Here is a 13,475-nt window from a genome sequence, read left to right on the forward strand (position 1 = left end):
TTTCACTTACTCGACGCCAAAGCTCTCACCGCACCCGCAGGCGTGCTGAGCTTTAGGGTTATTGAATTTAAAAATCTGATTCAGGCCTTCGCGAACATAGTCCAGCTCGGTGCCATCAACGAATGGCATCGCCTGAAGCGGCACAAACAGCGTTGCGCCGTAGAATGAAAACTGCAGATCGTCTTCGACAGGCTCTTTCACCAAATCCATAACGTAGCCGAACCCGGCGCAGCCGGATTGTTTCACGCTGAGTCGCAGACCCTTGACATCAGGGTCCTGAGCCGCCAGATTGAGAATTTGTTGCGCTGCGGTTTCAGTCAGCGTCAGCCCTTTCCAGACGAAATCGTCAGGTGAGAAAGAGTCTGTATTAACGGATGCCATATTGATACCTCTTGAGTCCGGACCTTTTCAGGCTATCCCCCTATGGTAGTGATCTCACCGATCACTTCAACCTCTTGTTTTGCAGGGATAATCATCTTGTGCTGTTTTATTTGCTTAATAATTAAGCATAGCCTCTTCAGCTCACTGTGTGGTGAGAACGTCAGCCTTAATAAGCCAGTGATAACCTATTAATAAATCACTCATTTTAAAATAACCCTTTTTGATAAAAAGGCTTATTGATAGGTTACGCCTTTCTGCGATGTAAACAGATTGTTATTTCCGATTATACCGACAGGCAGGATAAATCGTTAAATTTTTCTGCCCGCGCATTGCAATCCCTGAACAGTTGAATATGATAATTATTATCATTCACATTCAGGATGGTTTCATGACGCTCTCTGTCTCAGCCTGGCTCCAGCACAAAATCGATGAATACCAGTTCAGCATCCGCGATATCACCGTCGACTTTTACATGGCGCAGGCAAAGCTTGATCGGGCCGACTGCACGATACATCAGCTGCGTCAGTTCAACGATGCCTGTCAGGATATGGCAGAGATCTGCCAGTTGAATGGTGACGACCAGAGTTACCTGCATGCGATGGGAAAACTGCATCATCGCCTGGTTCAGGAGATGGGAAACAGCGAACGCGACCGCCTGTTCCGTATTCAGGCTTACCAGCTGGCGCGCCTCTCCCTGACCCGCCTCTGCCATCAACTGGCTCTCGTCGGCGAGTGGAACAAAGCCTCCGCGCTGCAAAGCGACTTCGTACGTCACGCAGGCTGGATATTCTAATCCAGCCATGCCGTGACGTCGCGCACAATTTTTTTACATTAATGCTAACAAAGCCTGAAGCGGATGACGCATGCCGTTGCCTTCCACCCGTTTGACCTGACTGCGGCAGGAGTAGCCGGTCGCCAGACAGCGCTGACGCGGCAGCCGCTGAAGCTGCGGATGCCATGAGAGCGCATAGATCCCCAGCGAGTTCTCCAGGTTTTTACTCTCATGGCCGTAAGTTCCGGCCATGCCGCAGCAGCCGACGTTGATATTCTCCAGTTTCGCACCAAACCGGGCAAAGATATCCTGCCACTGACCGGGGGCTGAGGGCAGCGCAGTCACCTCGGTACAGTGCGCAAACAGATACCATGACTCGCCGCCCGTGGCCTGTACGTCACGCTCTGCCAGCGCCCGCTGCAGCCATTCATGCACCAGCAACACAGCAAAGTCGCCACGTGCGTCGCCCAGCGTCTGACGATACTCATCGCGATAGCAGAGCACGGTGGCCGGGTCGACCCCGACCATCGGCAGGCCCAGTTTTGCCACCCGGTTGAGGAAGTCGGCCGTCCGGGCTGCGGTTCGGGCAAAGCGCTGCAGGAAGCCTTTAACGTGCTGCGCTTTACCATTGGGTGAGAATGGCAGCAGAACCGGACGATAGCCCAGCTTCTCAATCAGCCGGATGAAGTCACTGACCAGCTGCGCCTCATAGAAGCTGGTAAAGGGGTCCTGAACCACCAGCACACAACGCTCACGCTCCGCGGCGGTCAGCGCTTCCAGCTGCTCCAGGGTCATGTTCATCGCCGGATGTCCGCTGAGCTGCTGCTTCAGATTGGGCGCAGAGAGCAGAGGCAGGTCGACCATGCCGATATGCGTTTTGCTCAGCTCTTTCAGCCACGGCTGGCGCAGGAAGAAGTTGAACACTTTGGGTGCCTTCGCCATCAGCGGCGCATAGCTCTCAACCGCTGCCACCAGGTGATCGCTCGCCGGGCGCAGATAGCGGGTGTGGTAGAGCTGCAGGAAGCGTGAGCGGAACGCAGGCACGTCGATTTTGATCGGACACTGGGTGGAGCAGGCTTTACAGGCCAGACAGCCTGACATCGCCTCTTTGACCTCATGCGAGAAGTCATACTCCCCTTTGCTGGCATGCCAGCTGTTGCGGGTACGGGCGATCAGGGCGCGCAGCGACAGACGGCTTTCCGGCAGCTGCTTCTCCAGCATCAGCGGATCGACGCCCTGCCCGGCCAGCAGCCGCAGCCACTCCCGCGTCAGGCTCGCCCGTCCTTTGGGCGAATGAATACGGTTGCGGGTGATCTTCATGGACGGACACATCGGGCTGCGGGCATCGAAGTTAAAACATAACCCGTTGCCATTACACTCCATCGCGCCACGCCACTCATCCCGCACCGTTAACGGAATCTGCCGATCCCAGGTGCCACGCTTGACCGCATCAACCTGCATCATCTCGTCATGACGGTTGAAGGGGGTACAGATCTTGCCCGGATTAAGACGGTTAAGCGGATCGAAGGCCGCTTTGATGCGGCGCAGTTCGTTAAACAGCGTTTCGCCGAAGAAGGCCGGACTGTACTGGGCGCGGAACCCTTTACCATGCTCTCCCCACAGCAGGCCACCGTAGCGCGCGGTCAGCGCCACCACTTCGTCGGAGATCTGTTTCATCATCATCTCCTGCTGCGGATCGCACATATCCAGCGCCGGACGGACGTGCAGCACGCCCGCATCAACGTGTCCGAACATGCCGTAACTCAGACCGTGGCTGTCGAGCAGCGCGCGAAACTCGACAATGTAATCCGCCAGCTTCTCGGGCGGCACGGCCGTGTCTTCCACAAAGGGGATCGGTTTTGCCCGCCCTTTGGCGTTGCCCAGCAGTCCGACGGCCTTTTTACGCATGTTATAGATGCGTTCGATGCCCTCCAGGTCGTTACAGAACTGATAGCCAATCACACCGCCCTGCTGCTGCGCCATCAGCGCATCGAGGCGGGCACTGAGCCGTTCAATCTGCTGGTCGATCAGAGCGGCGTTGTCGCCGGCAAACTCAACGATGTTCAGCCCCTGCATCTCTTTATCGGGCACATCGGCGATCAGTTCACGCACCGAGTGCCAGACGATATCTTCACGGGCCAGATTGAGCACCTTGGAGTCCACGGTTTCAACCGACAGCGCCTGGGCTTCCACCATAAAGGGTGCATTGCGCAGCGCAGAGTCAAAGGAGTCATATTTGATGTTTACCAGCCGCCGCACTTTTGGCAGCGGGGTGATATCAAGCCGGGCTTCGGTGACAAACGCCAGCGTCCCTTCCGCGCCACAGAGCAGCCGCGTCATGTCAAAGGTCTGCATGTCATCGCTGAAGACATGGCGCAGGTCATAACCGGTCAGGAACCGATTCAGCTTTGGAAACTTTTCCAGAATCAGCGCCCGGTGTTCACGGCAGCGGGTCAGTACCTGCTGATAGAGCCGCCCTTCGGGGGTTGCCGTCTGCGCCAGCGTTTCCGCCAGCGCGGTGGCCATCGGCCGCGTATCCAGGATATCGCCGCCCAGCAGCACGGCACGCAGGCCCAGCACATGATCCGAGGTCTTGCCATACACCAGCGATCCCTGCCCCGAGGCATCGGTGTTGATCATACCGCCCAGCGTCGCCCGGTTACTGGTGGACAACTCCGGGGAGAAGAAAAAGCCGAAAGGCTTCAGCCAGGCATTGAGCTGATCTTTGATCACGCCCGCTTCCACCCGCACCCATCGCTCTTCCGTATTGATCTCCAGAATGCGGTTCATATAACGAGACATGTCGACCACAATCCCCTGATTCAGCGACTGCCCGTTCGTACCGGTGCCGCCACCGCGCGGTGTAAACACCAGGCTGGCGAAGCGGGCCTCTCCCGCCACGCGGGCGAGCAGCGCCACATCCGCGGTGGAGCGCGGAAACAGCGCCGCGTCAGGCAGCAACTGATAGATGCTGTTATCGGTGGAGAGTGAGAGACGATCGGCATAGCTGGTTGCCATGTCGCCGGTAAAACCCTGCTCTTTCAGCGACTCAAGGAACGTCAGCACCAGTTGAACGAGGCCCGGTGCCTGCGAAATCTGTGGGATCATGATTGTCTGACCGAAGGTGTTGTAAACGTTTGCGTTTATGCGTTAGCGATTTCCCGTTTTAACATATTTTTTCTGCGTCTGCCGTTTTTTCAGAAAAGCCAAAACCTTTCTCGGTAACGCTGTTTAATCCTCAGTAAATAGATCATGATGAAAACCGGCATCGCTATGCCGGAAAATGAAGGATTAAGACGAGGTTATGAGTCAATGATGAAAAGCCAGTACCGGGATATGGATTTACCGCAGATTCTCTTTACCCTGATGTTCATTCTGCTGCTGATTGTCGCCTGCCTGTGGGTGGTGCAGCCGTTTATTCTGGGCTTCGCCTGGGCCAGCATGGTGGTCATTGCTACCTGGCCGCTGATGCTGAAATTTCAGCGACTGCTGTGGGGACGCCGTTCGCTGGCTGTGATCGTGATGACCCTGCTGCTTTTGCTGCTGTTTATCATCCCTATCGCCCTGCTGGTCAGCAGCCTGATTGATAACAGCGCACCGGTCATTGCGTGGGTCACGCAGGGGCACACGATGCCGAAGCTGGTGTGGCTCAAAGAGATCCCGATGGTCGGCAAAAAGCTTTATGTCAGTTATGACACCCTGGTGGCGAGCGGCGGGGCCGGGATCATGGCCAAGATACAGCCCTATATCGGGCGCACCACCGGCTTTTTTGTCGCTCAGGCCGGTCATTTCGGACGCTTTATGATCCATCTGGGCGTGATGTTACTTTTCAGCGTGCTGCTTTACTGGCGCGGTGAGCAGGCCGCTCAGGGCATTCGCCACTTTGCCTTTCGTATGGCCGGACGCCGTGGGGATGCCGCCGTGCTTCTGGCGGCGCAGTCCATTCGTGCCGTGGCGCTGGGCGTGGTAGTCACGGCGCTGGTGCAGGGCGTGCTCGGCGGTATCGGCCTGGCTATCTCCGGTATTCCCTACGCCACGCTCTTAACGGTGCTGATGATCCTCTGCTGTCTGGTCCAGCTCGGCCCGCTGCTGGTGCTGGTTCCGGCCATCATCTATCTCTACTGGAGCGGCGACACCACCTGGGGAACCGTGCTGCTGGTCTGGAGCTGTGTGGTGGGTACGATGGACAACGTCCTGCGTCCGATGTTAATTCGTATGGGTGCCGATCTGCCGATGATCCTGATCCTCTCTGGTGTTATTGGTGGTCTGTTTGCGTTTGGCATGATTGGTCTTTTTATCGGACCGGTGGTGCTGGCGGTCTCTTATCGTCTCGTTTCCGTCTGGGTGCATGAAGCGCCGGCCCCGGATAACGATCCGCAGGCGGTGGCGGAAGCCCTTGCCGATCACGATGGCACCCCGCCCGCTGTGTGATACGGAACGGTAACAGGTTCTCCCGACAGCCTGTTTAACGATTGATTAGTGCGGTTAATGATGATTAACCGCACACCCCCCTGCGGATCGGATAAATTTCTCGGTCCATTAGCGATTTTTAAGAAAAAAGCCATTCCTGACCCAAAACAGACCTTTTTCGGCTAAAAAAGATTATTTTCTGCACTGTTTCTTAAGCCAAATGGCGGAGTTTAGGGGGCAAAAGATTATCGGCTTTAAACTAATAAGAGGATTCTTAAAGACGCCAGCCAGCCATATGAATAACATGTTTCCTATGTTCGAAATCAACTTACTGATTTCTAAACAACCTTATTCCCCTGAGTAGAGTAAAGAATTGCTGTGTGTAGTCTTTGCCCATCCCCTGTGATGGGCTTTTTTTTTGCCTGAATCTGACCAGCAATAAAAAGAAAAAGGCCCGCAATGCGGGCCTCAGGATTTGACAATAGCAGCGGTGAGGCCGTCAGGCCGTTTTCTTTAACTGCGCCAGACTCACCCAGGTTTCCACGACGGTGTCCGGGTTGAGCGACAGACTGTCAATGCCCTCTTCCATCAGCCAGGCGGCGAAATCCTGGTGATCGGACGGTCCCTGACCGCAGATGCCCACATATTTCCCCTGCTTTTTCGCGGCCCTGATCGCCATCGACAGCAGTGCCTTCACCGCCTCGTTTCGCTCATCAAACAGCGCAGAAACCACGCCTGAGTCGCGATCCAGTCCCAGCGTCAGCTGCGTCATGTCGTTAGAGCCGATAGAGAAGCCATCAAAGTGCGCCAGGAACTGCTCCGCCAGCAGGGCATTCGATGGGATCTCGCACATCATGATAATCTTCAGCCCGTTCTCACCGCGCTTCAGCCCCTGACGCGCCAGCTCCGCCACCACCGCCTGCGCCTGGTCCACCGTGCGCACGAACGGAACCATGATTTCGACGTTGGTCAGGCCCATCTCATTGCGGACACGTTTTACCGCTTCACACTCCAGCGCAAAGCAGTCCCGGAAGCTATCGGCCACATAGCGACCTGCGCCCCGGAAACCGAGCATCGGGTTTTCCTCTTCCGGCTCATAGCGTTCGCCGCCCACAAGGTTGGCATATTCGTTAGTTTTAAAGTCGGAAAGTCGGACAATTACGCGTTTCGGTGCGAATGCCGCGCCAAGGGTGGCAATTCCCTCGGTCAGACGGGCGATGTAAAACTCCACCGGATTATCAAATCCTTTGGTCATTTTACGAATCTGCTGCTGCAGTTCCGGGGTCTGCTGGTCGAACTCCAGCAGCGCTTTCGGATGCACGCCAATCATGCGGTTGATGATGAACTCCAGCCGCGCCAGGCCGACACCTTCATTCGGCAGACAGGCAAAATCGAAGGCACGGTCGGGATTGCCCACGTTCATCATGATTTTCAGCGGCAGTTCAGGCAGTGAGTCAACCTGAGAGCTGGTGATATCGAAGTCCAGCAGGTCATCATAGACATAGCCGGTATCGCCTTCGGCGCAGGAGACGGTAACGTTGTGACCCTCTTTCAGCCGCTCGGTGGCGTCACTACAGCCCACTACGGCCGGAATGCCCAGCTCACGTGCGATGATCGCCGCATGGCAGGTCCGTCCACCCCGGTTAGTGACGATGGCGGATGCCTTCTTCATGATCGGTTCCCAGTCCGGGTCGGTCATGTCGGTCACCAGCACATCCCCTTTCTCAATCCGATTCATTTCGCTGATATCGTGGATGACCTTCACCGTACCGGCGCCGATACGATGACCGATAGCACGGCCTTCCACTACCACGCTGCCCTGCGCCTGCAGGGTGTAGCGCTCCATCACCTGACCGTTTGAACGCACGGTTTCAGGACGAGCCTGAACGATAAACAGTTTGCCGGTGTGACCATCTTTGGCCCACTCAATATCCATCGGGCGCTGATAGTGCTGTTCGATCAGTACGGCCTGCTTCGCCAGCGCCTGCACCTCTTCATCGTTCAGGCAGAAACGATCGCGTTCGGCCTCCGGCACATCTTCAATCCGCACCTGCTCACCATGGGCCTGAGAGTCGGCGTAGACCATGCGAACCTTTTTCGACCCCATGTTGCGGCGCACGATAGCGGGACGATCGGCTGCCAGAGTCGGTTTGTGGACATAGAACTCATCCGGGTTAACCGCACCCTGCACCACCATTTCACCCAGCCCCAGTGCAGCCGTGATAAACACCACCTGATCAAAGCCGGATTCGGTATCAATGGTAAACATCACGCCAGACGCGGCCAGATCCGAGCGTACCATGCGCTGAATGCCGGCAGAGAGCGCCACACCGCGATGATCGTAGCCCTGGTGGACGCGGTAGGAGATAGCACGGTCGTTAAACAGCGAGGCGAAGACGTGCTTCACCGCCACCATGACGGCGTCAATACCCTGCACATTCAGAAAGGTCTCCTGCTGACCGGCAAAGGAGGCATCGGGCATATCCTCTGCGGTTGCTGAGGAGCGGACGGCAAACGAGGCGTCATGGTCATCGGCAGAAAGCTGCTCGTAGGCATCCAGAATGGCGGATTCCAGTTCCGGCAGGAAGGGGGTCTCAACCACCCACTGACGAATCTGTTTACCCGCTTTGGCCAGCGCTTCGACATCATCAATGTCGGTTTCATCCAGCAGCGCATAGATACGCTGGTTCAGCCCGCTTTGATCCAGGAAGAGGTTAAAGGCGTATGAGGTCGTCGCAAATCCGTTGGGCACGGAGACACCCAGCGACGAGAGATTCGTGATCATTTCACCCAGAGAGGCATTTTTGCCGCCCACCCGATCAACATCATGCATGCCAAGCTGGTTATACCAGAGCACAAGTGGCTGTGCGTCATTACTGGCCATTAAGCGTATCCTTTTTAATGAATGGGGACAGGGAGTCATCTGTCCTCAGCCTGGCATATCACTTAAGCAATCACGATCTGTTGAATCGTTAAAGCAGAATTTCAGAAGCAGTTTCGGAATTGTGAGCGTTTTATTTTGCCGTTGCGCAAAATCGCCATTTTTACCTAACTCATTGATATTTCTATGTAATTTAAATTTTCCCTTATCAGGGCGCTGTTTTTTGTTGCGCAACAAACCCGCGCAGACGCTGCCAGAAAACCGCCCCTCAGACGGTTAAAACAGCAAAACTCCCGCGTTCGCTTTGTAGCCAGTGCCTTGAATCTCCGGATAAATAACCCGGATAGCGATTCCAGAAATGAACATCCGGCATGATTTTTTTCGCCGCATGACGCATGCTGATAACTCACTCTTGTTCAGGACTGAAGCGGTTATGACAACTGACAGAAGCGTTTTCTATATTTCCGATGGTACCGCCATCACGGCTGAAGTGCTGGGCCATGCGGTGTTGTCGCAGTTCCCGGTCAATATCACCAGCCTGACGCTGCCGTTTGTTGAAAACGTCCAGCGGGCGCTGGCGGTTAAAGCTCAGATCAACGCACTGTATCAGCAGAGCGGCGTCCGGCCGCTGGTCTTTTTCTCAATAGTCACACCGGAAGTGCGCGACATCATCGTGCAGAGCGAGGGCTTCTGTCAGGACATCGTACAGGCGCTGGTCGCCCCGCTGCAGCAGGAGCTGGGATTAGCGCCTGCGCCAGTGGCTCACCGCACCCACGGTCTGGATGCCAGTAACCTGGGGAAATATGATGCCCGCATCGCGGCGATCGATTACGCCCTGGCCCATGATGACGGCATCTCGCTGCGCGGGCTGGAGGATGCGCAGGTGATCCTCGTCGGCGTCTCACGCTGCGGCAAGACGCCCACCAGCCTCTATCTGGCAATGCAGTTTGGTATCCGTGCTGCCAACTACCCGTTCATTGCTGACGACATGGACAACCTTAAGCTGCCGCCTGCCCTGCGCGCGCATCAGAACAAGCTGTTCGGGCTGACCATCGATCCGGAACGGCTGGCGGCCATCCGCCAGGAGCGGGCGGAAAATACCCGTTACGCCTCAATGCGCCAGTGCCGGCTGGAAGTGGGCGAAGTGGAGGCCCTGTTCCGCACCCACCAGATCCGTTACCTGAACAGCACCAACTACTCGGTGGAGGAGATAGCCACAAAAATTCTCGATATCATGGGTCTGACACGCCGCATGTACTAGGAAGCGGGAGCGGGCAGACGATGTAAAGCGTTGCTGCCGTCGGTTCTGATTTCATTATCAAATTCCGGGTTGAATTCGCACCCTGATGGTTTATTGTGACCACCATCACTTCCCGGTATTTCACCGCTGCGAAGAACCGTTTTCGAGAAACCCATGAATAAAACTGACGAACTGCGTACCGCGCGCATTGGTAATCTGATTACGCCTGCCAGCCTGGCGGCTGAGCACCCTGTCTCTGCGGCGATTGCCGATAATGTCACCGCAGCCCGCAAACGTATTGCCCGTATTCTGACCGGTGAAGATCCCCGCCTGCTGGTGGTGATCGGCCCCTGCTCGCTGCACGATCCCCGAGCGGCGCTGGAGTATGCTGAGCGCCTGAATGCGCTTCGCAGTCGCTATGCCGACCGACTGGAGATTGTTATGCGCGCTTACTTTGAAAAGCCGCGCACCGTAGTGGGCTGGAAAGGATTAATTTCCGATCCGGATCTGGATGGTCGTTATGATGTGAACCGTGGCATCTCTATTGCCCGCAAGCTGCTGATCGACATCAACGCCCTGGGCCTGCCTACCGCCACCGAATTTCTGGATATGGTGATCGGCCAGTTTATTGCCGACCTGATCAGCTGGGGCGCGATTGGCGCTCGCACCACTGAAAGCCAGATCCACCGCGAAATGGCCTCCGCCCTCTCCTGCCCGGTCGGCTTTAAAAACGGCACCGATGGCAACGTCCAGATTGCCGTGGATGCGATTCGTGCCGCGCGCGCCAGCCATATGTTCCTCTCGCCGGATAAGCTGGGCCAGATGACCATTTATCAGACCAGCGGCAATCCGCATGGTCATGTGATTCTGCGTGGCGGTAAACAGCCCAACTATCATGCCAGTGACGTCGCGGCGGCGGCTGAGAGTCTGTCAGCCTTTAATCTGCCAGAGCAGCTGGTCATCGATTTCAGTCACGGCAACTGCCTGAAGCAGCACCGTCGTCAGAAGGATGTGGCCGCGGATGTCGCGGAGCAGATCAAAGCAGGATCGCGTGCCGTGGCGGGCGTCATGATTGAAAGTTTCCTGCAGGAGGGCAATCAGAAGGTGGTGAGTGGTGAGCCCCTGGTTTACGGCCAGTCGATTACCGATCCCTGCCTCGGCTGGGAGGATAGCGAAGCTGTTCTCGCCCTGCTGGCCGAGGCGGTTTCTCACCGCCTCTGAGTCTCTGTCAGCTGGAGCAGCTCACCTCAAGCGTTTTACCCCAGTCTGGTGGCCGCTGACGATAGTCGGCGGCTGTTTCATCACTGAAGGGTTGCTGCAGCGCCTGGTGCAGACGCGCCAGCGCGCCCTGCTCTCCTCGCTCAGCCTCTTCAATCGCCTGCTGTGCCAGATAATTTCTGAGTATCACCGCCGGGTTTGCCGCCTTCATCACCGCCTGACGCTCCGCATCGCTGACCTGTTCATCCATCAGGCGGCTACGGTAGCGCTGATACCAGCGGTCAAAAGCCTCACGATCAATGAACTCATCCCGCAGCGGTGAGCGGCTTTCCGCCTGTTGCGTCTCACTCAGTTGCCGGAACGTCAGGGTGTAATCGCTGTGCTCCTGCGTCATCAGCGCCAGCAGGTCGGTCAGGATCTGATTGTCGCTGCTCTGCTGAGTCAGTAAACCGAGTTTAGCCCGCATCCGCTCTCCCCACACCCGCATCAGTTCAGGTTCATAGGCGCTGAGTGCCGTGCGCAGTTGTTCAGTCGTCAGCAGCCCTGACAGCGCATGGGCCAGGCGGTTAAGGTTCCACATGCCTATCATTGGCTGATTTTCAAAACTGTAGCGCCCCTGATAGTCGCTGTGGTTGCAGATAAAGTCAGGCTGATAATCATCCAGAAAACCATAGGGGCCGTAGTCGATGGTCAGGCCCAGAATCGACATGTTGTCCGTGTTCATCACGCCATGCGCGAAGCCCACGCTCTGCCACAGCGCAATCAGCCGGGCAGTGCGCACCACAACGTCGGTAAACCAGCGCTGATAGCGATCCGCCTCCTCCACCAGATGCGGCCAGTGATGGCGGATGGCGTAGTCGGCCAGCTGCTGCACTTTCTCCTGCTGCTGGCTGTAAAAGAAATGCTCGAAATGACCAAAGCGCAGATGGCTGGGTGAAATGCGCATCAGCATTGCACCGCGCTCCGCCGTTTCACGGTAAACCGGCTCATCGCCAATCGACAGGGTCAGGGCGCGCGTGGTGGGGATCCCCAGATGGTGCAATGCTTCAGAGGCCAGGAACTCGCGAACGCTGGAACGGATCACCGCCCGCCCATCCCCCATGCGGGAATAGGGGGTCAGGCCCGCGCCCTTGAGGTGCCAGTCAAGTTTCTCGCCATCCTCTGTGCGCTGTTCTCCCAGCAGGATGCCGCGCCCGTCGCCCAGCTGACCGGCCCAGACGCCAAACTGATGGCCACTGTACACCTGGGCCAGTGGCTGCATACCGGGCAGCAGTGCCGCGCCGTGCCAGACGTCATGCCCGTTACCGGCGAAGAGTGCGCTATCCAGCCCCATTGAGGCGGCCAGCGGGGCGTTATGATAGAGCAGGCGTCCGCCTGCCAGCGGCGTAGGGTTAAGCGCGGTGTAGCATCCGGTAAGCTCCCGGAACCAGGTATTGTCAAAAGATAGCTTGCCTGAGGACATTGTTTCTCCCATGCGATGCTCAGCGAGACGTCGGTTTGCCAAAACCTTCAGTGTAACGCTGATATCGGGGATTAAACAGGTTCCATCAGCCAGGATGCTGAGAAGAGGGTCGGCGACTGTCGGCGCGGATCAGGGAACGCAACGCGTCAGATTTGACCACCGGGAACAGTGCGCCCTGAAAATCGACCCCACTGAGCTGGCTCACTTTATCCAGCAGCCGATCATCGTCAATGCCGCAAATAATCAGCCGGTCACAATGGGTGCGGAAATTATCGATAATGCTCTGCATGAACGGCACAAACGACGCGCGCTTTGCCAGAGAGTGAATAAACTCTTTATCCAGACAGATCCAGCTGAATAAATTATCGTAGACCGCATTCGAGGGTGTTTTGCCAGCCCCAAAATGGGAAAGCGCTAAATTAAACTCATCATGCAGGCTCGCCAGCAGCGGATTATTTTTTCCGAGCTTCAGCTGCGGAAACGTTTCAGTGATATTCAGCAGAATGAAGGGCAGCTGCTTTATTTTGCGCATCACTAATTCGCTGGCCAGCAGCGTCCGGGCCATCCCTTCATCAATACGGATCAATGCGGAGACGTCGTGCGACTCGAATAACGCACGGTTCTGCTCCAGCAGGCTAATCTGACTTTGCAGCAGGCGTAACTGCTGCGACTCATCGAGCTGCGGCAGCAGCAGATCCTGAGGCAGTGTGATCGGCGCACTTTCATGCACAAACTGCGTAACCAGCTCAACAGCAGCCAGCCGTCCGTCAGCATCACAGACAGGATAAAACCAGATTTCCGACTGATAGTCGGCCGAAAGATGAATTTTCATTTTAATGCCAGAATATGCGGCGATGTTGATATCGTATAGTAATGGTCAGGCTCAGGCAATAGCGCCAAATCATTGAAGAGACGACCTTCTTTGCCCTTCCACCACCGTTTGCCAGCCTGCGATGACGCTTAAGCCAAATAGTGACGACAAAACTGCGCTTATTAGCGGAATTAAACCAGCATTTATTATGCCTAATAAAATCCCCGCTCAAAAACTGTCATTTAAAATAAAACTTTTAACGGCTGTTTTTTCTCTATTTTAAATTGGACTTAAGTCTTA

9 protein-coding genes and 1 other RNA gene are annotated in these 13,475 nt (G+C 56.1%); 5 read left to right on the forward strand and 5 right to left on the reverse strand.

Annotated elements, in window-relative coordinates; translation table 11 throughout:
• Positions 1-6: 6 nt before the first annotated feature.
• Positions 7-381, reverse strand: coding sequence for a Fe-S cluster assembly scaffold SufA (gene sufA, locus OXR04_RS05300; protein WP_009090504.1), 375 nt, complete (start codon positions 379-381; stop codon positions 7-9).
• 388 nt (positions 382-769) lie between these two features.
• On the opposite strand from sufA, the gene OXR04_RS05305 reads away from it, so the two are divergent.
• Complete coding sequence (locus tag OXR04_RS05305) at positions 770-1,174, forward strand: hypothetical protein (RefSeq protein ID WP_009090506.1); 405 nt, start codon at positions 770-772, stop codon at positions 1,172-1,174.
• A 33-nt stretch (positions 1,175-1,207) separates the two neighbouring features.
• Here OXR04_RS05305 and OXR04_RS05310 read toward each other — a convergent pair whose 3' ends face one another.
• Positions 1,208-4,261, reverse strand: a complete 3,054-nt coding sequence (locus OXR04_RS05310; protein ID WP_267369398.1) for an FAD-binding and (Fe-S)-binding domain-containing protein — start codon at positions 4,259-4,261, stop codon at positions 1,208-1,210.
• Positions 4,262-4,468: 207 nt separating this feature from the next.
• Between OXR04_RS05310 and ydiK the strand changes: the two genes are divergently transcribed.
• Positions 4,469-5,584 (forward strand): AI-2E family transporter YdiK, encoded by a 1,116-nt coding sequence (gene ydiK, locus OXR04_RS05315; protein ID WP_111207482.1) that lies wholly within the window; start codon positions 4,469-4,471, stop codon positions 5,582-5,584.
• A 292-nt stretch (positions 5,585-5,876) separates the two neighbouring features.
• An RNA gene (gene rprA / locus OXR04_RS05320) (antisense sRNA RprA) lies at positions 5,877-5,984 on the forward strand.
• 78 nt (positions 5,985-6,062) lie between these two features.
• Here rprA and ppsA read toward each other — a convergent pair.
• The gene (gene ppsA / locus OXR04_RS05325) at positions 6,063-8,447 is read right to left on the reverse strand and encodes a phosphoenolpyruvate synthase (RefSeq protein ID WP_267369399.1); all 2,385 of its coding nucleotides are present in this window, start codon (positions 8,445-8,447) and stop codon (positions 6,063-6,065) included.
• Between the two features lie 430 nt (positions 8,448-8,877).
• Here ppsA and OXR04_RS05330 point away from each other — a divergent pair, with 430 nt between their 5' ends.
• Complete coding sequence (locus OXR04_RS05330; RefSeq protein ID WP_009090518.1) at positions 8,878-9,705, forward strand: pyruvate, water dikinase regulatory protein; 828 nt, start codon at positions 8,878-8,880, stop codon at positions 9,703-9,705.
• Positions 9,706-9,858: 153 nt separating this feature from the next.
• A complete protein-coding gene (locus OXR04_RS05335) occupies positions 9,859-10,905 on the forward strand; it encodes a 3-deoxy-7-phosphoheptulonate synthase (protein WP_046101726.1) in 1,047 nt (348 codons plus the stop codon).
• A 7-nt stretch (positions 10,906-10,912) separates the two neighbouring features.
• Here OXR04_RS05335 and OXR04_RS05340 read toward each other — a convergent pair whose 3' ends face one another.
• A complete protein-coding gene (locus OXR04_RS05340) occupies positions 10,913-12,364 on the reverse strand; it encodes a protein adenylyltransferase SelO (protein WP_154928340.1) in 1,452 nt (483 codons plus the stop codon).
• A gap of 85 nt (positions 12,365-12,449) precedes the next feature.
• Positions 12,450-13,196, reverse strand: a complete 747-nt coding sequence (locus tag OXR04_RS05345) for an EAL domain-containing protein (protein WP_046101724.1) — start codon at positions 13,194-13,196, stop codon at positions 12,450-12,452.
• Positions 13,197-13,475: the final 279 nt, after the last annotated feature.

The organism is Pantoea sp. GM_Pan_3 (assembly GCF_026541045.1).
Lineage (GTDB): Bacteria > Pseudomonadota > Gammaproteobacteria > Enterobacterales > Enterobacteriaceae > Pantoea > Pantoea anthophila.